Origin of the sequence: Romboutsia lituseburensis DSM 797 (assembly GCF_900103615.1) — a bacterium.
Lineage (GTDB): Bacteria > Bacillota > Clostridia > Peptostreptococcales > Peptostreptococcaceae > Romboutsia_F > Romboutsia_F lituseburensis.
On the sequence record NZ_FNGW01000002.1, the window covers coordinates 445325 to 470553 of the forward strand.

Genomic DNA, 25229 nt, shown 5'->3' on the forward strand with positions numbered 1-25229 from the left:
ACACATCTTTTATTTTATCTATAAACACTTGTATCTATATGCTTTTCATAAATCTTTTTGCCATCTTTATTATATCCATAAAGATATGTGTTAGCTACATTTCCACTTACGTAACCTACAGGTTTATAATCTATACCTTCTAAAGCTTTTTCATTTGACCAAAACTCTATTGTAAGTCTTCCTCCTCCTGTATGCGTATTTATTACTATAGGATATTTATGAGTATTTTTAAATTTATAGTCAATGCTTCCAGTAGCCAAAGTTGCATCTAAACCTCTTGGTACATAACTTACTGGCTTTGAATGATTTCTTCTTTCGGTAGGAAGTATTCCTGCTTTTAACTGAGTATTATATAATGTAGATGAAACCTGACATACACCTCCACCTATTCCTTGTATTAATTCTCCATTGCTAATTACAGGTGCATACGTATATCCATTATCTTGCGTTACAGGACCTACTACATCTTCATATGAAAATTCATCTCCAGGCATTAAAAGTATATCGTCTATTTTTTTAGCTGCTGTAGCTACATTGCTACCTCTTCCTCCACCTGGAGAGTATGTTGTTGTGTAAGTAGAAATCTTATGATTAACTTGTGATAATTCTTTTGTATCTATCATTGGATTGTCATCAATATACTTTCCTTTTATAGATATATTGTTTTTATATACATCAGCGCTATTTAAACTCATTACTATATCTTTTATTAATGTTTTTTCATCTAATTTAAATCCTTTTTTCCCATCTTTAATTGTTATATTTTCATTATCTATTATAACTTTAGGTTCTTCACTTTTTAGATTGATTTTAGTAGATATAGTATTAATTTCTTCACCTAAAAATTTATCATTTATGTCTATATTAAATGCATATAATTTTTCTTTTTTAGATATTATTGCAATAAATTTTTGTATTATATTTTTGTTATTGTATTCATTTAAAATTTTTTGTGCTAACTCACTTTCATTATAATCTTTAGCCAATTTATTTATTTTTAATTTATATGTTTTATCTTTAGCCATTATCTGTATTTCTCTATCTCCTATTTCAGACTTAATTTCAACTAGTTTTTTTAAAAGTTGATCCTTATTTAAATTCGAAATATTTACTTTGTATATGTAGGCACCAGGATATACCACATTATCGTATTTAGATACAGTGGCTTTTATAATTACAGAAAAAATTATAACTAACAAAACTAAAATACCTATACATAGATTTCTTTTTTCATTTATTTTCTTTAATAAATTTTCCTTAGTATCTTTATTTAAATTAGTTTCATCTTTAATTTGATTTTCTACAATTTCTTCATCTACTATATTATTTTCTGTTTTTTCTAATTCAAGTTCGATTTTTGTATTTATCTCTTCATGAGCTTCTTTATCTTTATCTTCATCTGTTTTTTTCATATCATCTTTTTCATTGTCCATGATAATCCCCCCTTGAATAACTTTAATTTATATATCTTATTAGTAACTTTTGTAATTTATTCAGCAAAATAAGTAACAGTATTGTAAAACAAAACGATTTATTTGAAGCTTATTTTATTAAAATTTGGGTATTATTCTTATAAATATATATCGTTTGTATATATATTTTTTTTATGGTAATATAAATTAATATGTACAATACTAACGGAAAAAGGTGATATAATTGACAAAATTCAAATATGCTTTTGATAATAAAAGATATCATACATGGAATTACTATCTTAGAAATACGTTTGGTGAAAAAGTATTTAAGGTTTCTATAAATGCTGGTTTTACATGCCCTAATATAGATGGAAAAGTTAGCTTTGGAGGATGTACTTACTGTAGTAAAGAAGGTTCTGGAGACTTTGCCGGAAATCCTAATGACAATTTAATTAAGCAGTTTGATGATATAACTCAAATGATGCACAAAAAATGGCAAAATGCCAAATATATAGGATATTTTCAAGCATATACTAATACTTATGCGCCTTTAAATATATTAAAGGAAAAATATGAGACAATACTAGGTCTTGATAATGTAATAGGTCTTTCTATATCAACACGACCTGACTGCTTACCTGATGATGTAGTTGAGTATCTAGGTGAACTTAATGAGAAAACTAACTTATGGGTAGAACTAGGTCTTCAAACTATTCATGACAAAACTTCAAAACTTATAAATAGAGGTCATGATTATAAATCTTTTATTGAAGGCGTGGAAAAATTAAAAGCTAAAAACATAAAAGTTGTCGTTCATATTATAAATGGCCTTCCTGGAGAAGATTATAATATGATGATGGAGACAGCTAAGGCCGTAGCTAATATGGGTGTTGATGGAATAAAAATTCATCTTCTACATGTCATTAAAGATACTCCAATGGAAAAAATGTTAAATAATAATATGATGACTTTAATGGAACAAGATGAGTATATAAAACTAGTTTGTGATCAGCTTGAGATTTTACCAGAAACTATGATAGTTCATAGACTGACTGGAGATGGAAAAAGAGATGAACTTGTTGGGCCTTTATGGAGCTTAAAAAAATGGGAAGTTTTAAATGCTATAGATGATGAGTTAAAACGACGTGATTCCTATCAAGGTTGTAAGTTTAACAAATAATAAATATATTATATATCAATAAATTCTTTATAGTTTATTAGTATTATAAAAAGCTGATTAAAAGAAAATTTATTTTCTTTTAATCAGCTTTTTTACTCATTTCCCAAGAAATTTATTTATTATTTTTATGTCTTATCTTTGCGATTTCCATTATTACTGTAGATACCATTGCTAATCCAAAGCATATTCCTAATTGAGTTACTCCAAAATTATATGGTATAGAGAATATATCTCTTAAAAATGGAAGCAATGTTAAACTGTAAATCAAAAGACAAGTTAATACTGCATATATTACATACATATTAGAAAATACACCTAATTCAATTAATGTATATTCATTTGATCTAGCAGGCAATGTCTGTAAAATTCTAGCTAATGTAATAGTTGAAAATGCCATTGCTGTTCCTACTTCTGGAGATATTTTCATACCTATATATTGAGCTAATATTACAAGTATTGCTATAGTCACACCTCTAAAAGCTACAGCCTGTATTGTTCCACCAGCTAATATACTTTCATTTGGATCTCTAGGCTTTTTAGACATTATATTTTTTTCAGGATTTTCAAACCCTAAAGCAATTGCTGGTAATGAATCTGTTATTAAGTTTATAAATAACAATTGTAATGTTGTAAAAGGATTAGCCCAATTTGCAAAAACTGCAAATAGTATAGCTAGTATACCTGCAAAGTTACCTGCAAATAAATAAGTTATAGATTTTTTTATATTTTTATAAACTGTTCTACCAACTTCAACTGCATTTACTATGGTTGCAAAATTATCATCGACTAATATCATAGCTGAAGCATCTTTTGCTACATCTGTCCCACTTCCCATACCTATACCTATATTAGCTTGTTTTAAAGCTGGTGCATCATTAACACCATCACCTGTCATAGCTGTTATTTTACCTTTATTTTGCCATGCTTTTACTATACGTATTTTATTTTCAGGAGATACTCTTGCATATACAGAAATATGTTCAAGTTTTTCATCTAGTTCTTTTTCAGTTAAGGAATCTAGTTCTTGACCTGTTAAAGCAATATCATCTTTTTCCATTATACCAATATCTTTAGCTATAGCTGCTGCTGTAGTTTTATGGTCACCTGTTATCATTACTGTTTTTATCCCTGCACTTTTAGCTTCTTTAACTGCATCAAATACTTCTTCTCTTGGAGGGTCTATCATTGCCATAAGACCAACTAAAGTCATATCAACTTCATCTTCTAATGCAGGTACAAAATTCTCATCTTCAACGTCTTTTATAGCAAAAGCTAATACTCTCAAAGCTCTATTTGAAAACTCTTCATTCATAGATTTGTATGCATTTAATATAGTATCATTTACTTCAACTGTATCTCCATCTACTAGTGCATATTTACATCTACTAAAAACAACATCGGGAGCTCCTTTTGTAAACATATATGAATCACCATGTATTACATTTACAGTAGACATAAGTTTTCTATCACTGTCAAACGGAATTTCACTTAATCTATCGTATTTTTCTCTAAGTTTTTTATAATCTAAATTTTGTCTATTTGCAAATTTTATTAATGCAACTTCAGTAGGATCTCCTATTTCTTTGCCTTCATTATTTATATTAGAGTCATTACATATTGCAGAGGCTATTGTAAGAGTTTTGGAGTGATAAGAATAATTTATATTACTAGGATCCATATCATCTTTAGATGTTTCATACATATAAAAATCAACTACTGTCATTTTATTTTGAGTTAAAGTTCCTGTTTTGTCAGTACAAATAACACTTGTTGAACCTAAAGTTTCTACTGCTGGAAGTTTTCTAACTATAGCTTGTTTTTTTGCCATTGCATTTGTTCCGACCGATAAAACAATCGTAACTATAGATGATAAAGCTTCTGGGATAGCGGCTACAGCTACAGCGATAGCAAACATAAATGAATCTATTATAACTTTACTTCTATCTACTTCTGCGCCACCCATAAATCCTCTTACTACCTGTATTATAAATATAAGTACTGCAATACCTACAATTGCAATCCCTAGTTTTTTCCCAAATTCGTCTAACTTTTCTTGTAATGGTGTTTGCTTATTTTCTGCTGTTTCTAATAAACCTGCAACTTTCCCCATCTCTGTATTCATACCTGTAGATGTAACTACAAAACTTCCTCTACCATATACAACTAAAGATCCACTAAAGACCATATTTCTTTGATCACCAATACCTACATCTTCATCAATCTTTTCATTGTGCTTTAAAACGGGTTCTGACTCACCTGTCAGCATTCCTTCTACAATCTTTAGTGTTTGTGCTTCTATAATTCTTCCATCTGCAGGTATATAGTCTCCTGCTTCTAAAAGTACTATATCACCTACTACTAATTCTCTTGCTGGTATACTTAATTTATGATTATTTCTAAGCACTTTAGCTTGTGGCGCGGATAGCTTTTTAAGACTTTCTAAAGATCCTTCTGCTTTTTTAGTTTGTGTAACTCCAAGTACTGAGTTTAATATTATCACTATAAGTATTATTATTGATTCTACAACTTCGCCTAAAAATATTTGAACTATTGCTGCAATCAAAAGTATTATAATTAAAGGATCTTTAAAACTTTCTAAAAAAAGTTTCCATGTAGGAACTTTTTTTGTTTCTTTTAATTCATTATACCCGTTCTGATCTAGCCTCTTTTTAATCTCTTCATTACTTAATCCTTTTAAATCTGAATTTAGATTTTCTATTGATTCTATATATTTTTGTTTATAATGCATTTTATCCTCCTTATTACAATTATAGTTACTCTTATATTATCGTCTTATATTATTTAATTTATTAATAAAATGTATTCTTTTATTACCTTAAATGTACGTAAAAAAGCTGTTTTAAAATAAATTTATTTTAAAACAGCTTTTTATTATTTTACTACTTTATTGTAAAAGTTAATCATCATACCTTCTTTTAATTCTTCTGCTTCTTTTTCATACCCTAATGATTTTAATATTTCTAATCCAAATATCATTGATGTAGCAGGACCTCTACTAGTTATTATATTTTCATCTTTAACAATAACATCTTCTATATAAGTTATATCATTTCTATCTTTTATAAACCCAGGATATGAAGTGCATTTTTTACCTTTTAATATACCGAATGATTCTAATGTTTCTGGTGCTGCACATATAGCCGCTACTATTTTTCCTTCATTATTTAATTCATTTACAAATCCTTTTACTCTTTCATCATTTAAATTAGTTGCTCCTGGTAATCCACCTGGTAGTACTATTGCATCATATTCATTTGCATTTATATCATCTATACAACAATCTGATTTTATCAATATATTATGTGTACCTTTTACATATTCTTTATTTATAGAGCACATATCACAAACTACATTAGCTCTTCTCAATATATCTACAACAGCTATAGCCTCTATTTCTTCAAATCCATCTGCTAACATTACTAATACTTTTTTCATATTTAATACCTCCAATATTCTTTCTATTTATATTTTAACATTATTTACATATTGTCAATATATTATTTTCTTGCTAATATTTAAATAGATTTAATTTAAGATAACGTATTCTTTTATTTATATATTTGATTTTTAAATTTATCCTACGAGGTGTAAAATATGTTAATGAGTTCTCATTATTTAATTTCAAACTCAATACTTGAAAATATAGATAAAAATAAAGCTTTTCTTGTTAATGAAAAGAATTTTATTTACGGAAATATAAAGCCTGATGTTTCATCTAAATATTTATTTATGAAGCACTACCATGCTGAATCATTTGATATGATAATAAAAAAAATAAAGTATTTATGTAAATTAAGTATAGATTCACTTTCTAAAAAATTTTCTTTAAGCAAATTTAATCAAGAATTAGGTGTCATTTGTCATTTCCTTTGTGACTTTTTTTGTGTTCCTCATAGCCAACGCTGGGAATTTAAACATAGTATGAAAAAACATATGACTTATGAAAAAGAACTTACATTAGTAGCTAAGGAAACTAACTTATCTAGATTTAAAGGAGATATAATAACGCATAGTTCTGTTGAAGATTTCTTTTTTGATTTATATAATCAATATGTTAATGAACTTGACCATAAAAATGATTTGTTATTTTCATCTGTTGTATGTAATAGTGTCGTAAATTATATATTAGAAAATATAATAAAAAATTCTTTAGAATCAAACAAGTTGCTTATTTGTATTTAGGTGTTGAGTTTACTCAACACCGTTTATTTTTTGTATTACTTCGATTGCTTTTTCTACACTTTCTACAATGTAGTTGGCTTTTTCTTTTACACTATCTCTTGCATTTTCCATTGCAAAACTATACTTAATACCCTCTAGCATATTTATATCATTTGGTGAATCTCCGATTGTAGCTATTTCATCTTCATCTATGCCTAATATATTGCATACATGCTTTATTGAATTTCTCTTTGATACACCTTTAGGAACTATATTTAATGTATTTTCGCCAGAGAAATATATGTCTAAAACTTCTCCAAACTCACTTTTTAAATACAATTCAATTCTATTTAGTTCTTCAATATCTTGAGAGATAACACCTATATTTCCTACTAAATTTTCAAATTTATCTCTATTTATAAAATCTTTATCTATAACATAATCACTAGTATATGATTTTACAGTTTCTAAATTTTCTAATAAAACTATTTTCCCATCATGCTTAAAGTAAAGATATGCATTACTTGATTCAAAACGAGCTATAACTTTTTTTACGAGTTCATCATCTATAGTTCCTTTATAAATCATATCATAGTTGCTATTATGTATAAATGAACCATTTTCACATATATAATATCCATTTAACTTTAAACGCTCCTCTGTCATTTTTACTGCTTGCTTAAAAATTCTACCAGTTGCAACATTAAACACCACACCGTTTTTTTCTATACTATTTATTGCATCTGCATCTGCTTTATTTATTCCATTGTGGTATAAAGTGCCATCTAAATCGCAAAATATATGCTTTATCATTTAATTGCCTCCTATAAAAAATTCGCTTCGCTTAAGCCACTGCGTGGGCGCTACACTTCATGTCGCCAACGACTTCGTCCGTTGCTTAAAATGTCATTTTTTAGTTAACATCTATTAATTTAATTCTTAATTCATTCAGTATATTTTTAGTAGATCTTAATCTTACCATTTGTCTATTTCCATTAAATATAAATCTTTTTACAAAAGTTTTTCCATTTATATAAATTCCAATATAGACAAGACCTACTGGCTTTTCTACACTTCCACCTTCAGGTCCTGCTATACCTGTTGTTGATAAGCCTATATTAGTACTAAATTGTTTAGCAATACCTTCAGCCATTTCTTTTGCTGTTTGTTCACTTACTGCTCCGTATTTGTCTAATGTTTCTTTTTTAACGCCAAGTCTTTTCATTTTAGCTTCATTAGAATACGTTACACAACCTTCCATAAACGCAGAAGAAATTCCTGGATAATTTATTAAAGATGAACTTACTAATCCACCTGTACAAGACTCTGCAACTGATATTGTTAAGTTCTTTTCAACTAACATTTTAGCAACTTCTTCTTCTAACGATGTGTCATCTTCTCCATATATATAATTTCCAACTCTACTTCTTATTTTTTCAACTACTGGATTTATTAATGCTTCAGCCTCTTTTTGCGTAGATGCCTTAGCTGTTATCCTAAGTATAGCTTCTGAATCTTTTGCATAAGGTGCTATAGTTGGATTGTTTTGTTCTTTTATTATGTCTATTATACTTTCTTCCAATAGGGATTCACCAATCCCAAAAGTTCTAAGAACTTTTGATACTAATACACTATTACTATTGTTTTTAAGATATGGCTTAACCTTTTCTTCAAACATTGGCTTCATTTCTCTTGGCGGTCCAGGAAGTACTATAATTATCTTATTGTCTTTTTTTAGTATAGCTCCAGGTGCTGTTCCATAATTATTTTCAAGTATTATAGATTCTTTTGGAAAATATGCTTGTTTTTTATTATTTTCACTTAAACTCATATTAATTTTTTTAAAATAATCTTCAATTTTCTTTAATGACGGTTCATGTAATTTTAATTCTTGTCCAAAGCATTTACATGCAACTTCTTTAGTTATATCATCATCAGTTGGACCTAATCCTCCAGTAGCTATTACTATATCACTTCTAGTTAAACATTCATTAAATGTATCATATAGCCTCTCTTCATTATCTCCTACTGTTATTTGATAATATACATCTATGCCTATATTAGCTAATTCTTCTGCCAAATATTGAGCATTTGTATTTACTATATCGCCTAAAAGTATTTCTGTGCCTACACTTATTATTTCAGCTTTCATATTAATCACCCCTTCTGTATATAATTTTAAACTATTTATCTTAATTTAATGTAATAAATTTCTAATTTTTATCATTTTAATTTATTAAGACCACTAATATCTAAAACTTAGTTGATAGTGGTACTTTCAACTATTGCAAATAAATCATATACTTTTAATATAAATTTTAAATACTTAGGAGTGAAATAAATGAAAATAGCTGTTATAATGGGTGGAATATCTTCTGAAAGAGAAGTTTCATTAAACTCTGGACTTGGCGTTTATAATAATCTTGATAAAAATAAATATGAGGTAGTAAAAATAATCTTAGATGATAAAATGGATATATTCACTAAGTTATCTAGTGATATAGATTTTGCATTTTTAGCTCTTCACGGAAAATTTGGAGAAGATGGATGCATTCAGTCAATTTTAGAAACTATGGATATACCTTATTCAGGATGTGGTCCTCTTACTAGTGCCCTATGTATGGATAAAAATATGACTAAAAAGATACTTAGAGACTCTAATCTTCCTACAGCACCTTGGCTACTTGTAAAGTCTATCGAAGAAATAAATTATGATAAAATAGATGAAATTGGTTATCCTGTATTTATAAAACCTAATTGTGGTGGTTCTAGTGTTGCAACATTTTTTATTCATTCTAAAGATGAAGTCTTGAATGCAGTTAAATGTGGCCTTGAAGTAGATACTTCTGTTATGATTGAAAAATATATTCCAGGTGGAGAATATACATCATTTGTGCTAAATGGTGAGGTATTCCCTACTTTATCTATAAAATCAAACTCAGAATTCTTCGATTACGAATCTAAGTATAGCGCAAATGGTGCAATTGAAGAAGTTGTTTATCTTGAAGAAGATTTACAAAATAAAATAAATGCTATTTCAAAAACTTGTTGGGATGTTTTTAATTGCAAAGCATATGTTAGAGTTGATATTATAATAAGTAATGGTGTTCCTTATGTGCTTGAACTTAATACACTTCCTGGAATGACACAAACAAGTTTAATTCCACAAAGTGCTAAAGCTAAGGGAATAGAATTTAGTGAGTTATTAGATAAAATAATTGAATACTCTCTAAATTAAATTTTTTTAGAGGTGATGAGTTGTTGTTCTCAAATTTAAAATTAAATGATAATGAAGCGATTTATATACAAATAAAAGATCATATAAGTTCCATGATTGACAAAGGACTTATACCTAACAATAGCAAGCTCCCTTCTACAAGGGAGCTTAGCCAGCTTTTAAATGTAAGTAGAAATTCAGTTGTTTTAGCCTATGAAGAGCTAAAATCAGAAGGAATTATATATTCAATCTCTGGCAAAGGTACATTTGCTAAGTCAAAGAAAAATCTACCAGACAGTATTTGGAATATAAACTGGGATTGCTTAGAAAATGATTATTCTAAAACTGCAAATAAAATGGATATCGTAAAAAATGAAATTCCTTGGAGAAAAGATCTTATATCATTTAAAAGTATATCTCCAAATGGGGAGCTATTTGATATTGAAGAATTAAAAAAATCATTTTTAAATAGACTATCTATTGAAGGTCATAAGATACTTAACTACGGATATGCACAAGGGTATAAACCATTAATTGATTATTTATTAAAGTATATGAATGCAAAAGGCGTAGATACAGCTAATAAAGATATTTTAATAACTAATGGTTTCACTGAAGGACTAGACTTATTATTATCATCCTTCATAAAAAAAGGTGATTATATAATTTGTGAAAATCCAACACATAATACAGCTATCAAAATATTTAAATCTTTAGGACTTAATATTATAGGTATAGATATAAATAATAATGGTCTTGATTTTGATATGCTTGAAGAAAATTTAAATAATCTAAAAGATAAAAAAATAAAGTTTGCTTATATAACACCTTCTTATCATAATCCCACTGGAATTGTTATGAGTCCTGAAAATAGATATAAGTTTTATAACATAATGAAAAAGCATAATATAGCTATAATCGAGGATGGTTTTAATGAAGAGCTGCTATACTCAAGTTCTCATATCTTCCCTATAGCCTCTTTAGATAACGGGAGTAATGGTGTTATCTACATAGGAAGTTTTTCAAAGATACTTTTCCCAGGTTTAAGAATTGGATGGATTTTATGTGATAAACAAGTTATATCTAAACTTGAAAGTGTAAAACGTTGTAAAAATATACATGTTTCATTTTTGGATCAAGGTATATTATATGATTATTTAAGTAATGGTGGATTTGAGAAATATGTAAAAAAAATCAGAAAATTTTATGGTGATAAATTTACGTTCGCTTATGAATGTGTGAATAAATATATTCCTAATGAATATGTTTTAGGCGATGGAGGTCTTCATATTTTTATAAAATTAAAAAATATAGACTCTAGAAGTTTACTTTTAAAATGTCATGAAAATGGTGTAATATTTATGCCTGGAGATATATTTTATGTAAATAATAGTCATAATGATACCATTAGATTAGGGTTTTCTAGATTAACATTTGAAGAAATAGAATCCGGAATAAAAACAATAGGTAATATAATTAAAGAAATAGCTAAATAAATTTAGCTATTTCTTATTTTTATGAGTTATAATATATATAGTTTTTATTTATATATTTCATAATTTAAGTATTATTATATCAATATATATTTTTTCAAATCCACTTTAAAAGGAGTGATTATTATAAAAAAATGTTTTTACTTTTCAATAATAATTTTTATTTTTCTTGGATTGCTCTTTTTTAAAAATATAAAAAATACTGATGTTATAAATCAGTCTTGTAATATAGTTAAGGATAATTCGTACGAAAAATCTAAAGATGATAGCAAAGAAACTAATTCAAATAAAGATTTTGAACCTATTTTTTCATTTTCACCTATTTCTGATGAAATCAAAAAAAGTATGATAGGATATTCAATGCCCCAAAACGAACCAATAAGCTTTGAAAAACTTAGTTATTTAAAACTTAGTCACTATGACTTTTATGGAAATATACAAATAGGTGAAATGATTGTAGACAAAAGAATTGCAGCTGAAGTTATTGATATATTTAAAGAAGTATTTGAAAAAAAATATCCTATTGATAAAATAAAACTTATTGATGAATATAAGGCAGTTGATACTTTATCAATGTCTAATAATAATAGTTCTTCTTTTTGCTATAGAACTATTGCAAATACAAATAAAATATCCAATCACGGTAAAGGACTTGCTATTGATATAAATCCACTTCAAAATCCCCATGTAATTGGAGATACAGTTAGCCCAAAAGAAGGTAGTTCATTTGCAGATAGATCTGTCATGCAAATGGGCATGATAGTAGAAGGTGATGACTTATACAATGCCTTCATTAAAAGAGGTTGGAGTTGGGGAGGATACTGGAAAAATCCAGATTACCAACACTTTGAAAAAAATTTAGACTAAATATAGGTGATATTATGAATTTAATGACGTTAGAAAATATATGTAAAAGTTACTCTGAAAAAACACTTCTAGAAAATATTTCACTTGGTATTAACGAAGGTGAAAAAATAGGAATAATAGGAGTTAATGGTACAGGAAAATCTACTCTACTTAAAATTATAGCTGGTGCTGAAACATGTGACAGCGGAAATATAATCAAAGCTAATAGAGTTAGAATTGAGTACTTACCTCAAAATCCTGATTATGATGAAGATTTTACAGTCTTGCAGCAAGTTTTTAAAGGTACTTCTCCTGAAATGAAGCTTTTACTTGAATATCAAGAAACTTTAGATTGTTTAACTAAAGATTTTAATGATAATTTAAATAATAAACTTATTTCACTTCAAGAAAAAATTGATGCACTTAATCTTTGGGATTTAGAAAGTGAAGCTAAAATGGTTTTAACAAAACTTGGTTTAACTAACTTTAATCAAAAAATTAAAGAGTTATCTGGTGGACAAAGAAAAAGAGTCTCTCTTGCTTCTGCTCTTATAACTCCTTGTGAATTATTGATTTTAGATGAACCTACTAACCATTTAGATAATGATACCATAGATTACTTAGAGGAATATCTTAATAATAGACGGGGTTCTCTACTTATGATAACTCATGATAGATACTTCTTAGATAGAGTTTCTAATCGAATAATTGAATTAGATAAAGGTAGATTATTTAGCTACGATGGAAATTACTCAGTATTTTTAGAAAAGAAAATGGAAAGATTAGCTCTTGAGGCAAGTATGGAGGAAAAGCGCCAAAATCTTATGAGAACAGAACTTGCTTGGGTAAGAAGAGGTGCCAAAGCCCGTACGACAAAACAGAAGGCAAGGCTCCAACGTTTTGATGAATTAACTAGCCAAGAGACTTTTGCCACTGATGAGAAAATGGATATATCTGTTGGTTCTACTAGATTAGGTAATAAAATTATAGAAATACATAATATATCTAAATCATTTGGTGATAAAGTTCTTATAAAAGACTTAGATTATACTTTAGCTCGTACTGATAGAATAGGAATCATTGGTAAAAATGGTATGGGTAAGTCTACTCTTATAAATATATTGAATGGTTCAATTTCACCAGATAGTGGTCATATTGAAACTGGTGAAACTGTTAAAATAGGATGTTTTAACCAAGATGATTCACATATGCATAATGAAATGAGAGCTATAGATTACGTAAAAGAAGCAAGTGATTATATTGAAACTGCTGATGGAACTAAAATATCAGCATCTCAAATGTGTGAAAGATTCTTATTTAATTCCACTATGCAATATACTCATATAGGTAACTTATCTGGTGGTGAAAGACGTAGACTTCATCTACTTAGAACACTTATGACTGCGCCTAATGTTCTTTTACTTGATGAACCTACTAATGATTTAGATATAGAAACACTTAATAGATTAGAGGATTATTTAGATGAGTTTAGAGGAGTTGTCATAACTGTTTCTCATGATAGATATTTCTTAGATAGAATTTGCAATAAAATCTTTGCATATGAAGGTATTGGAAATATAAATATTTATACAGGTAATTACAGTGATTATCAAATATATAGAGAAATACAAGGAATAGAATTTGAAGAAGATAAAAAAGAAAAATCAGCAACTCCTACTCCTAAAAAAGAAAAGCCTAAAAATGATAAAAAACTTAAATTTACTTACAACGAGCAAAGAGAATTTGAAACTATCGATAAAGATATTGAAAAGCTTGAAATCAAAATAGAAGAACTTGATGCTAGTACTTCTAAATATGCTACTGATTTTACTAAGCTTCAAGAAATTCTAGATAGTAAAGCTAAGGCTGAATCTGAACTTGAATACAAGTATGAAAGATGGGAATATTTAAATAACTTAGCTGAAGAGATAGCTAATTCTAAAAATTAACCTTTAGTAAATATATAAAAGCAACTATGATTAATATTTTTCATAGTTGCTTTATATATATAAATCAAATTTTTAAAAATTTACTTTAAGTGTTTTTACATATTTTACTTTATTTAGAGAATATGAAAGTGGAATAGCTAATATCATACTAATTATTCCTTGAACTAAATTTGATGGTATAGATCCTGCTGAAATTATAACACTGCCTTTCAGTATTATACCTGCTAAAAAATAGCCTACTACCATTATCAAAGTTCCAACTACAGTTGCTAAAATAGTTCTAATCATATTGTTACTATTTTTCATAATTATTCCAACAAGATAACCTTCAAACCCTTTTATAATAAGTGTAAATAGAGCCCAATGTGAATATCCACCTAAAATATCTGCCATTGCTGATCCTATACCACCTGCTACCATTCCTGAAATAGGCCCAAACAAAATTGATGAAATAAAAATCACACTATCTCCTATGTTAACATATCCACTCGTACCAGGAGTAAGTATTTGAATAGTCATTGTTGCTATACAAACTAAAGCTATCATTAGTCCATTTAATACAATTTTTTTTGTTTTATTATTCATAATATTACCTCACTTATAATAAGTCTTTCTACAACTAATTATAAATAAATGAATAATAATACTCAATACTAATTGTAATCATACAATCAGTTTTTTAAAACCTTTTCCTAATTCAATAAATAGAGTCTTTTAGTAATACAATTTTAAATTATATTTTTATAATTTTTCTATTATATCAAAACTATATATAATATGGTCTATTATATCTTCATATATAGGTTCAAGATATTTATCCACGATAACTCTTACATCATATACTCCTCTTTTTCCCTTAGATATGAATATATAATTACACGTTCCATCTATGCCTTCTCCACATATTAACTTTCCATTACAATTTCCATTATTAAAATCAACAGACTCTATACATCCCATATTATTTGCTACTCTATCAAGTGACACACACCCTGTCATATTATCTGGTATCTCTATTAAAAAAACTTGCATCTTTATATTAAAAATTACATCCCCATTAAAGTTATCAATTGCTATTGCATCAAAACAGGCCTTATTCTTTGAATCTAATTCTATCCAATCTATTGGCATATCTATTTTAAATCCAAGCTCACTATGTTTTGTATTAAAGTCTGTATTTATTTTTTTATCTAACTGTCCTTGTTCTTGATATCGCATTTCTCTTAACAATAATCCAGATTTTTTAAAACCATGTTTATAAGATTCTAGTAAATATTTTTTAGATTTTTCTACATCTTTCTCTACTCCTAAACCTTCTTTTAATAATCGTCCAACTTCATACTGTGCTTGTGAATTGTCTTTTTGAGCACACTTATCTAATAAAATAAATGCTTCCTCATAATTTTCATCCTCTAATAAATCCATACCAATCTCAAAATCACTCAACATACTTCCCTGGCTTTCTAATGTCTTTTTTATTATTTCCTTTTGATGTTCTATTTCTTTTTCTCTTTTTTGATTATCAAACATTTCTCTAAATATCTCATTTATAGCCATAGCAAGACTTCCCCCCTCACAAGTAAATATTTTATGTCTTACTCTATTTTATTTTTTATTTCAGTTAATGTTACTTTAATTATCTAGAGCATTTTAATATATATGACTAAGCTGATTTTTCAAAATCCCAATAAGTTTGTAAAATTTTTTTAACAATTTTATTGACTTTTTAATTTATTTATTTTACCATTATATAAAAGTTAACATTTTAAATTCAGTGATAAAGAGAGTAGGTTAAATGAATTTTATAGAGAGTCAAGGATGGTGGAAGCTTGATATTGAAATTTATCTGAAGAGAGCTTTTGAGAATATTACCTGAAATTAAGTATGGTAATAGGTCCCTCGCCTTAAGAGGTTTGAGAGGATAAGATAAAAGGATATAATCAATCTTATCAACGAGAGTGGTAACGCGGAAATTTCGTCTCTTGGCTTTATAGCCAAGGGACTTTTTTAATTTCAGTTATTCTTATATTTTGCCACATTGATAAAACTATTAAATTTACCGGTAAAAATTAATTATTATCAATCTAAGAAAATTTATTATTTGGAGGATTACAATTATGGAAAAAAATATTTCAACTGCTACCCCGTCTAGTAACTCTAGATTATTTAAATTTTTAATACCATCATTTTTCGGATTATTATTATTTATAATTCCCATACCCTATGGAGCAATGATACCATTAGAGGGATTGTCCCCTATAAACATAGGTATTGGTTTTTTAGCAGAACTTATTAAAATATTAATTGGAGACAATATGATTAATATTGCATTATTCGTTATAGTAACATCTGCTATATTATCTGTCTTAAGCAAATTTATAAACATCAAAAACGAATTTTTAAACAGTGTATTAAACGTTTCTCCATTTTGGCTAACTTGTAGAATACTTGGTGCCATATTTATATCTATGGCAGTATTTGGATTTGGACCTGAAGTTATAAAATCTGAAATAACAGGACAAACAATGTTAGGACTTTTGCCTAGTTTACTTGCAATATTTTTAGTATCAGGTTTCCTTTTACCATTGGTTGTAGACTTTGGACTTATGGATTTGTTCGGTACTATGATTTCTAAGTCTATGTATAAATTATTTAAAGTTCCTGGTCGTTCTGCTGTTGATGCAATTTCATCATGGTTAGGTGATGGTACTTTAGGAATAATGATTACTAACACTCAATATAAACAAGGATTTTATACTGCAAAAGAAGCTGCTATTATATCAGTTTGTTTCTCTTTAGTATCTTTACCATTTTCCACTGTTATAGCAGATCAATTAGGGTTTATGCCTTTATTTGTTCCATTTTATGGTACTGTTTGTTTAGCATCATTAGCCTGTGCTCTAATTATGCCTCGCATATTCCCGCTTAAAGGATTTAAAAATACTACTTTTAATAATATAGAACATTTAAAAGAGGAGTTAGTACCTGAAGGTGAAAGCGTAATTAAGTTTGGATTTACTAAAGCTTTAGATAGAGCTGAAGTCGCTCCATCATTCACAACAATTTTGACAAATGGATGTAAAACTGTAATAGATATGTATTTAGGATTATTACCTCTAGTCATGGCCTGGGGAACTTTAGCCCTTATAGTAGCAGAGTTTACTCCATTCTTTAACATTGTTTCATTGCCTATCGTTTATGTACTTGAGTTTTTAAAAATACCAGATGCACAAGCTGCAGCACCTGCTGTATTAGTTGGATTTACTGATATGTTTTTACCTTCTATAATGATCTCTGGAGAAGGAATAAGCCAAGTTACACAGTTTATAATAGGAGTTTTATCTATAACTCAATTAATATATTTAACTGAAACAGGTGCAGTTATATTAAAATCTGATATTCCTTTAAATTTAAAAGATTTATTTTTAATATTTTTAATGCGTACTTTAATTGCATTACCTATAATAACTATTATTGCTAAGATATTATTATCATAAATTTTCCAAATATTTTGTATCATTTTATATTAAAACGCATAGTATATTAATAAGAGGGCAGTATTCGACCTATGCGGATAACTTTATTCCTCTGCAAAATACTACTCTTAAATATTAAGAGTAGTATTTTTATTTGTACATATATTTGCCACCTTGACTTTATAATATTTAATTTGTAAAATTTAGCTATATTATAAACGGGGGTGCGCCATGGAACATTTATTAAATGATTTAAAGATATTAAAAGATAATTTAGAGAATCTTCCTGTAGAGAATTTAGATGATATTAATTTATCAAAAACGGAGCTATTTATAGTTGATATTAATAATGGATTTGCTAAATCTGGAGCATTGTATTCTCCTCGAGTTGAAGCTCTTATTAACCCGATAACAAACTTTACTAAATATATTTCTGGAAAAGTCAAAAATATAATTGCTTTTACAGACTGTCATGATGAAAATTCATTAGAACTTTCAAACTACCCATCTCACTGTTTAATAAGTGATTTTGAAAGTGAAATTGTAGATGAATTAAAAGAAATAGGAAACATTAAAATATTACCTAAAAACTCTACAAATGGTTTTTTTGTTTTAGATGATATTAAATTCGAAAGTACTGAAAATATAATTATTGTTGGTGATTGTACTGATATATGTATATATCAATTAGCAATAACTTTAAAATCTTATTTTAATCAACATAATATGAATAAAAATATAATAATACCTGTAAATTTAGTAGATACATATGATATTCCTAACATACACTCAGCTGAACTTTTAAATATTGTGTTTTTTAATAGTTTAATGCAAAATGGAATAAAAGTTGTAAAAAATATAAAGTATTAATAAATATAAAAAAGCTTTTAGTTAAAGAAACTAAAAGCTTTTTATTACTTATTAATAGTCATATTCAGTATAATTTTCACATAATAAAACTCTAATTTTTTTATTAAACATATTTTTATATCCTAATAGAAGCTCATTTAATTCTGCATCCATCAGATTTATTTTTTTATCACTATAAAGCATAACCTTTTCTTGGTCTATTATTACCTCAATATCATTAACATCATTTTTTACATAAGTTGTTATACAGCTTTTAGGTTGAATTTTATGACCATATTTCTCATAAAATCCAGCACTTTTTCTTATAGATTCTAAGTTTTCATTTGTCATATTATTGAAATCCATAGCACCAAATCCTGATGTAGATGGATCTATTCCAAAGTTTTTTAAATGTTTTTCTACTTCTTCAGAATCCATACCATATCTTTCCATAAATTTCTTTTGTATATTCATAAATTTTTCTTGTGAAATATTATTTTCATTCATGTATTCAAATATTTTTTTTGAAAAATCAGCCATAGTTAAACTACCATCCATAACCGAGAAATACAAGTTATATATATATTGTTCAAATTTATCTACATCAGAATCTTTGACTTTATTTTTTAAATCATTAAAATCGATTACTCTATCATCAGACATGTTTATTCCTCCTACTAAAAGTTATTCTTGTATATGATTATAACATATATATATATTAATTTATCTCATAAATTTAACGCTACGATTAGTTGCATCCATATAACAATTTGCTCCTAGTGGTAACGTTAGCATCGGCATACAATGTCCTGCTTGTAAATTGTATATAGCTGGCTTATTTACTTTCTCCGACATTTCTTTAAGTAAATCAATAATTTCATTATCGTCTTCATTAAACTTTCTACAATCATTAAAATCACCATATATTATACCACTACAATCATTTAATTTTCCTGCATGATATAAATGCATTAACATTCTATCAATTCTATATATATATTCTCCAATCTCCTCTATAAATAAAATTTTATTTTTTGTATTTATCTCATATTTTGTTCCTAAGGTTGATGTTATAAGTGATAAATTACCTCCAGTTAATTTTCCTTCTGCCTTTCCCTCAAATATAGTATATATCTTTTCTTTTGTTGGGTTGTGTATTGTTAATTCCTGATCAAAATTAATAGCATTTATAAATGAAGCATAAGTAAAATCATCCCATTTAGGCGCAGTATAAGCCATTATCCCATGATAGGTCGATAAATTGCATATTTGATTAAATACAATATGAAGACCTGTAATATCTGAAAATCCTATGAATACCTTAGGATTTTGATGTACTACTTTATAGTCTATCTTATCAAGTATTCTACTAGTTCCATATCCACCTCTTAAACACATTATTGCATCTATACTATTATCTAAAAACATTTTTTCAACATCTTTAGCTCGTGTTTCATCATCCCCTGCTAAATATCCTTTATGCTGTAAATAACAACTTTCACCTATTTTTACATTGTATCCATATGATTCAATAGCACTTTTTATTTGTTCTATATTTCCTTTTCTAAGAGGTCCTGATGGTGCAATTAGACCTATCGTGTCTCCTACTTTTAAAGGCTTAGGTATATTCATGATACTCCCCCTCAACAATGATTGTATTATTTAATTTAGTTCATCTACAACCTTAATTGTACCCTCTTTATTTATATATACTTTTATTACTCTCTTTGATACTCTAGTTAGAATTTCATTTTTATTAGTTTTTGCAATGCAACAAACTTCTGATAAATTTGGTCCTCTTTCTCCATAAAAAATCACATCATCTCCATACATAGATTCATCTATATTATCTAAGTCTATAACTGTTTGATCCATACAAATCATTCCAATTATGCTACATTTTTTACTACCTATCATAACATAACCTTTGTTTGATAATTCTCTTGGAATCCCATCTGCATATCCACATGCTACAATTCCTATTTTCATATCCTTTGGGGCTATAAATGTGCTATCGTAACTTACACTTTCTCCTTTTTTAAGTAATTTAACTTGTATTATTTTTGATTTAAATGTCATGACTTTTTTTAATTTTAATTCACTAGATCTTGAATTGTATCCGTATAAACAAGATCCAACTCTTACCATATTCATGTGATAGTTTTTATATTTACACATTCCTATGCTATCACATATATGCGCTATTATATTTTTGTTAGGTATATTTTTTAATGTATTTAAAAATCTATCAAACTGTATTTGATCCATTGATTCATTAGTTAAAGATAAATGCGAAAAGATTCCTTCAACATCAACTTCTCTACTATTTATTATTTCTAACAATTGATTAAATACAATTGTATCCATTTGTAAATTTCCATTCACCTTAAATCCTAATCTATTAAATCCTGTATCTATTTTTATATGTACTTTACATTTTTTATTTAATTTATTTAAATTTATTTTTAATTGATTAAAATAATTATAGTCAAGTACAGTAATTGTTATATCATATTTAATAGCAGTTTCTATATTATTAACAGGAACATATCCCATAACTAATATTGGCTTTTTTATATTATTTTTTCTTAGTTCTCTAGCTTCCTGTAATGAAGCTACACATAAATAATCTATATCTAACTCATCTATATACTTAGCTATTTCAATACTCCCATGCCCATATGCATTTGCTTTTATTACCGCTCCTAGTTTTACATTTGATCCTATAAATTTTTTAATACTTTTTATATTATAAATTAAATTATCTATATTAATTTCAACCCATGTAGGTCTTAGCTTTTCCATAATTACCTCCATGTAAAAATTTATTTGCCTACTTAATATATAATAAATTAATCTTTTTTTATGTATAGAATATGTCAGAAACTCTAAAATAATAAAATACAATTTTACACATTTGTAAATCTCTATAGATTATTAAAGTTATATATATTATAATTTATATTGTCGAAATTTATAGGAGGTTTTTATTATGGAAATAAAAAGATTTGAAACAAATGAGAGAATGAGTAGAGCTGTTGTTCATAATAATACACTTTACTTATGTGGTCAAGTTCATGCTGAGGGAGATATAAAAGAGCAAACTGCTGGTGTACTAGCTAAAATAGAAGATTTATTAAATAAGTACGGTTCTGATAAAAATCATATGTTATCTGTAACAATATATATAAAGGATATGAAAGATTTTGCTGATATGAACTTTGTATGGGACTCATGGGTTGAAAAAGGATTTGCTCCTGCTAGAGCTTGTGTAGAAGCTAAAATGGCTAGAGAATGTTTATTAGTTGAAATGAGCGTTGTTGCTGCTATAAAAGAGTAAATTTTTAATTATAAGGAATAAAATAAAGATATCATTGTTTGACATCTCTATTTTATTCCTTATTTATTTTTTAAATATCATCTTCTTTTGCCCACATAAGAGCTCTACTTACAGATTTTTTCCAACCTTTATATAATTTACTTCTTTTTTCTTCATCTATTGTGGGATTAAATTCTTTGTCTACATTCCACTTAGATTTAATTTCCTCTTTATCTTCAAAGAATCCTACTGCTAATCCTGCCAAATAAGCTGCTCCTAAAGCTGTAGTCTCAACAACTTTAGGTCTATCTATATTTACATTTAACATATCAGATTGAAATTGCATTAAAAAGTTATTGCTGCTTGCCCCTCCATCAACCTTTAAAAATTTAAGAGTCATTTGAGAGTCTTGTTGCATTGCTTCTAATACATCTTTTGTTTGATATGCTATGGATTCTAAAGTAGCCCTTATAATATGCTCTTTTTGAGCTCCTCTGGTAAGACCTAATATAGTCCCCCTTGCATACATATCCCAATATGGTGCACCTAGTCCTGTAAATGCAGGAACTACATATACTCCATTTGTATCTTCAACTTTGTTTGCATAAGTTTCACTATCTTTAGCGTGTTTTATCATTCTAAGTTCATCTCTTAACCATTGTATAGAAGCTCCGGCCATAAAAATACTTCCTTCTAAAGCATATTCTACTTTATTGTCTACTCCCCATGCTATAGTTGTAAGCAATCCTTGTTTTGATTCAACTATATTTTCACCTGTATTCATAAGTAAAAAGCAACCTGTACCATATGTATTTTTTGCAGTTCCTTCTTCAAAGCAAGTTTGACCAAATAGTGCCGCTTGTTGATCTCCAGCACATCCAGATATAGGTATCTGCGCTCCAGCTAGCATCATCTCATCAGTATGACCATATATATAACTTGATGGATATACATTAGGTAACATATTCATCGGTATATCTAGTTCTTTTATTATTTCTTCATCCCATTTTAATTCTTTTATATTATACATCATCGTTCTAGATGCATTTGAATAGTCTGTTGCGTGTACTTTTCCTCTGGTTAAATTCCATATAAGCCATGTATCTATAGTTCCAAATAAAAGTTCTCCATTTTCAGCTTTTTCTCTAGCACCATCTACATTATCTAATATCCATTTTACTTTAGTTGCAGAAAAATAAGCATCTATTAACAATCCAGTTTTTTTCTTTATTTTATTTTCTAAACCCTTATTTTTCAATTCATCACATATTTCAGATGTTCTTCTACACTGCCATACTATTGCATTATATATTGGCTTCCCTGTAAATTTATCCCAAACCACTGTAGTCTCTCTTTGATTAGTTATCCCAATTGAAGCAATCTCTTCTGGTGTTATTCCTGTAGTTTCTATAACTTCTCTCATTACTCCACTTTGAGATCCCCATATTTCCATAGGATTATGTTCTACCCAACCAGCTTTAGGGTAAATTTGAGTGAACTCCTTTTGTGCTGTTTTTATAATTTTACCTTGTTTATCAAATAATATAGCTCTAGAACTTGTAGTTCCTTGGTCTAGAGCTATTATATATTTTTTTTCCATAAAATTTCTCCTTATTTAAACTTAATTAATATACACTTATTTTATCATAAATGCATTAAAATAAAACAAAAGCAACATTTTATATTAAAATATCACTTTGTTTTATATTTTACTAAATATTTAGTTGCTTTTTACTTTGATTATATTTTACAATTATATCTAAATTAAGTTTATTACTCACTTTAACACTAAGGTTAAGTATTTATATTATATAAAAATTTATTTTTTTGCATTATCAAATAGATCTTATAATTATTATTTTAGTGTTTAATTATTTTATAAATCTGTTCTAATTTTATCAATTTCACCTATAATAATAATAATTAACTTTTTATCAGTACATTTATTTTCTTTTTCATAATTTTATGATAAAATAATGAATATATTTTGCTTTGCTTGAATATAAATTTTAATAGCAAACTTGTACATAATATAAATAGGTAAATCTTTAGTTTCAAGCATGACATCGTTATTATAACTAAATATTTATTAAAACTAGGAGGATTAATATGGGCTTAAAAGACAAATTCGCAGAATCTTTTGCTAGATCAAAAACAATGACTGGCCCTGAAAAAAAGGCTAATGAAATAATGGGGAAACTTCTTATGAAGAAAGCGATTCTGCCTATTATTTTAATGGTTGTTGTATTAATAGGTGGTATAGCAGCTGGATTAAATTCATGGGCTATACTTGGTATTAACTTATTAATCGCTGTAGGTACTTATTTCTACGTTAAAAAAGCAGGAGATAAATATCAAAACTTTAAACCTTATGTTGGTAATTTAATTAGCTTAGAGAAAAAAGGTAAAAATGAATATATTGCTATCATAAAACAAGGTAAAATGCCTATTAAATTAGAAATACATCATGGTGGTGAAGATCTTATGAACGTTAAGAAAAACCAAATGGTTCAAATAAGTTACAACCCTGATGCAAAAATAGCGATATTAGTTGCTACTAAGTAATAAAAAATGCTATCTCTTATATGAGATAGCATTTTTTGATTATAAATTTAAGTTTTTATTTATTATACGCATATTCCTTATATATTCTTAATGCTTTAGCTAGCTGATCAGGACAAGATGTACCTCTATTTTTACATGGTATGTCCTCTAATAATTCTATTATTTCATCTATATCCTTTCCTTCAACTAAATGCTTTATTCCTATTGTATTACCACTACATCCACCTTCAAATACAACATCCTTTAGTATATTTTCATCTATGTCCATTATTATAGATTTTGAGCATACTCCTTTGGTATAATATCTATACATCAATAATTCCCCCTTAAATTAATATTTATTGATTTTGATTTAAAATTAATTATCTTATATAATATATATTAATTTTTTTTATAATCTTTCATATATTTTTATAATATATAGTTAATAATTATAGTATTTGTAATATTTATATGTTTTAATTTACTTATAAATACATTTTATTAAATAGAAAGGATATATCTAATATGACTAGAGAAACTTTTATTGATAAATTTTTTAAATTTTTAGTTTTACTATTTTGGCCTATAGTCTGGTATAATGTAGTTTCTATACCTAAATTTGAAACAGTTATATTTATGTTTGGATTATTTTCTATATTATCTATAATTTATATAGCTATAATTATTTATAACTTTAAACTTTTTGAGAAAATAACTGTCTTATATAGAATAAGTACTTTAATTGCATTTATTTTA

General features: G+C 27.2%; 22 protein-coding genes and 1 other annotated feature. Of the genes, 10 read left to right on the top strand and 12 right to left on the bottom strand.

Going from position 1 to position 25229, the window contains the following annotated elements:
• Window positions 1–14: 14 nt before the first annotated feature.
• The gene (locus BLP75_RS05245) at window positions 15–1433 is read right to left on the bottom strand and encodes a VanW family protein (RefSeq protein WP_092724520.1); all 1419 of its coding nucleotides are present in this window, start codon (window positions 1431–1433) and stop codon (window positions 15–17) included.
• Window positions 1434–1656: 223 nt separating this feature from the next.
• Between BLP75_RS05245 and mnmL the strand changes: the two genes are divergently transcribed.
• Window positions 1657–2595, top strand: a complete 939-nt coding sequence (mnmL, locus tag BLP75_RS05250) for a tRNA modification radical SAM protein MnmL/YtqA (RefSeq protein ID WP_092724522.1) — start codon at window positions 1657–1659, stop codon at window positions 2593–2595.
• A 112-nt stretch (window positions 2596–2707) separates the two neighbouring features.
• Here mnmL and BLP75_RS05255 read toward each other — a convergent pair whose 3' ends face one another.
• On the bottom strand, window positions 2708–5344 hold the full coding sequence (locus tag BLP75_RS05255) for a cation-translocating P-type ATPase (RefSeq protein WP_092724524.1): 2637 nt from the start codon (window positions 5342–5344) through the stop codon (window positions 2708–2710).
• A gap of 143 nt (window positions 5345–5487) precedes the next feature.
• Window positions 5488–6051 (bottom strand): DJ-1 family glyoxalase III, encoded by a 564-nt coding sequence (locus BLP75_RS05260; protein WP_092724526.1) that lies wholly within the window; start codon window positions 6049–6051, stop codon window positions 5488–5490.
• A gap of 159 nt (window positions 6052–6210) precedes the next feature.
• Here BLP75_RS05260 and BLP75_RS05265 point away from each other — a divergent pair, with 159 nt between their 5' ends.
• A complete protein-coding gene (locus tag BLP75_RS05265) occupies window positions 6211–6798 on the top strand; it encodes a zinc dependent phospholipase C family protein (RefSeq protein ID WP_092724528.1) in 588 nt (195 codons plus the stop codon).
• Between the two features lie 9 nt (window positions 6799–6807).
• Here the strand turns inward: BLP75_RS05265 and BLP75_RS05270 are convergent, their stop codons facing one another.
• Both BLP75_RS05270 and BLP75_RS05275 read right to left on the bottom strand, forming a co-directional pair.
• On the bottom strand, window positions 6808–7590 hold the full coding sequence (locus tag BLP75_RS05270) for an HAD family hydrolase (RefSeq protein ID WP_092724530.1): 783 nt from the start codon (window positions 7588–7590) through the stop codon (window positions 6808–6810).
• 100 nt (window positions 7591–7690) lie between these two features.
• Complete coding sequence (locus BLP75_RS05275; protein ID WP_092724532.1) at window positions 7691–8929, bottom strand: competence/damage-inducible protein A; 1239 nt, start codon at window positions 8927–8929, stop codon at window positions 7691–7693.
• A 189-nt stretch (window positions 8930–9118) separates the two neighbouring features.
• On the opposite strand from BLP75_RS05275, the gene BLP75_RS05280 reads away from it, so the two are divergent.
• The 4 genes from BLP75_RS05280 (at window position 9119) to BLP75_RS05295 (ending at window position 14282) form a co-directional block, all read left to right on the top strand.
• A complete protein-coding gene (locus BLP75_RS05280; RefSeq protein WP_092724534.1) occupies window positions 9119–10015 on the top strand; it encodes a D-alanine--D-alanine ligase in 897 nt (298 codons plus the stop codon).
• Between the two features lie 23 nt (window positions 10016–10038).
• The gene (gene pdxR / locus BLP75_RS05285) at window positions 10039–11490 is read left to right on the top strand and encodes a MocR-like pyridoxine biosynthesis transcription factor PdxR (protein ID WP_330385782.1); all 1452 of its coding nucleotides are present in this window, start codon (window positions 10039–10041) and stop codon (window positions 11488–11490) included.
• 171 nt (window positions 11491–11661) lie between these two features.
• Window positions 11662–12354, top strand: coding sequence for a M15 family metallopeptidase (locus BLP75_RS05290; RefSeq protein ID WP_242872383.1), 693 nt, complete (start codon window positions 11662–11664; stop codon window positions 12352–12354).
• Between the two features lie 14 nt (window positions 12355–12368).
• Window positions 12369–14282: an ABC-F family ATP-binding cassette domain-containing protein gene (locus tag BLP75_RS05295; protein ID WP_092724540.1), complete on the top strand. Its 1914-nt coding sequence runs from the start codon at window positions 12369–12371 to the stop codon at window positions 14280–14282.
• A 72-nt stretch (window positions 14283–14354) separates the two neighbouring features.
• On the opposite strand, the gene BLP75_RS05300 is transcribed toward BLP75_RS05295, so the two are convergent.
• Together BLP75_RS05300 and BLP75_RS05305 are read right to left on the bottom strand one after the other, a co-directional pair.
• Window positions 14355–14867, bottom strand: a complete 513-nt coding sequence (locus tag BLP75_RS05300) for an ECF transporter S component (RefSeq protein WP_092724542.1) — start codon at window positions 14865–14867, stop codon at window positions 14355–14357.
• Window positions 14868–15023: 156 nt separating this feature from the next.
• Complete coding sequence (locus tag BLP75_RS05305) at window positions 15024–15839, bottom strand: tetratricopeptide repeat protein (protein ID WP_092724544.1); 816 nt, start codon at window positions 15837–15839, stop codon at window positions 15024–15026.
• 208 nt (window positions 15840–16047) lie between these two features.
• Window positions 16048–16268: a binding site (T-box leader), on the top strand.
• Between the two features lie 131 nt (window positions 16269–16399).
• Here BLP75_RS05305 and BLP75_RS05310 point away from each other — a divergent pair.
• Both BLP75_RS05310 and BLP75_RS05315 read left to right on the top strand, forming a co-directional pair.
• On the top strand, window positions 16400–17779 hold the full coding sequence (locus tag BLP75_RS05310; protein WP_242872384.1) for a YjiH family protein: 1380 nt from the start codon (window positions 16400–16402) through the stop codon (window positions 17777–17779).
• Between the two features lie 210 nt (window positions 17780–17989).
• On the top strand, window positions 17990–18628 hold the full coding sequence (locus BLP75_RS05315) for a cysteine hydrolase family protein (RefSeq protein WP_092724546.1): 639 nt from the start codon (window positions 17990–17992) through the stop codon (window positions 18626–18628).
• A gap of 51 nt (window positions 18629–18679) precedes the next feature.
• Here BLP75_RS05315 and BLP75_RS05320 read toward each other — a convergent pair whose 3' ends face one another.
• The 3 genes from BLP75_RS05320 to alr are packed head-to-tail and all read right to left on the bottom strand — an operon-like array spanning window position 18680 to window position 21412.
• Entirely contained in the window at window positions 18680–19270 is a 591-nt protein-coding gene (locus BLP75_RS05320) for a DUF3867 domain-containing protein (protein WP_092724548.1), read from the bottom strand.
• Between the two features lie 60 nt (window positions 19271–19330).
• Window positions 19331–20239 carry a S66 peptidase family protein gene (locus BLP75_RS05325; RefSeq protein ID WP_092724550.1) on the bottom strand — a complete coding sequence of 303 codons (909 nt, stop codon included), beginning with the start codon at window positions 20237–20239 and terminating at the stop codon, window positions 19331–19333.
• 30 nt (window positions 20240–20269) lie between these two features.
• Entirely contained in the window at window positions 20270–21412 is a 1143-nt protein-coding gene (gene alr, locus BLP75_RS05330; protein WP_170139166.1) for an alanine racemase, read from the bottom strand.
• A 187-nt stretch (window positions 21413–21599) separates the two neighbouring features.
• Here alr and BLP75_RS05335 point away from each other — a divergent pair, with 187 nt between their 5' ends.
• Window positions 21600–21947 carry a RidA family protein gene (locus BLP75_RS05335; RefSeq protein WP_092724553.1) on the top strand — a complete coding sequence of 116 codons (348 nt, stop codon included), beginning with the start codon at window positions 21600–21602 and terminating at the stop codon, window positions 21945–21947.
• Between the two features lie 70 nt (window positions 21948–22017).
• Here the strand turns inward: BLP75_RS05335 and glpK are convergent, their stop codons facing one another.
• Window positions 22018–23526: a glycerol kinase GlpK gene (gene glpK, locus BLP75_RS05340; RefSeq protein ID WP_092724555.1), complete on the bottom strand. Its 1509-nt coding sequence runs from the start codon at window positions 23524–23526 to the stop codon at window positions 22018–22020.
• A gap of 509 nt (window positions 23527–24035) precedes the next feature.
• On the opposite strand from glpK, the gene BLP75_RS05345 reads away from it, so the two are divergent.
• Window positions 24036–24491 (top strand): hypothetical protein, encoded by a 456-nt coding sequence (locus BLP75_RS05345; RefSeq protein WP_092724557.1) that lies wholly within the window; start codon window positions 24036–24038, stop codon window positions 24489–24491.
• Window positions 24492–24546: 55 nt separating this feature from the next.
• On the opposite strand, the gene BLP75_RS05350 is transcribed toward BLP75_RS05345, so the two are convergent.
• Window positions 24547–24804: a TIGR03905 family TSCPD domain-containing protein gene (locus tag BLP75_RS05350; protein WP_092724559.1), complete on the bottom strand. Its 258-nt coding sequence runs from the start codon at window positions 24802–24804 to the stop codon at window positions 24547–24549.
• Window positions 24805–25229 lie beyond the last annotated feature (425 nt).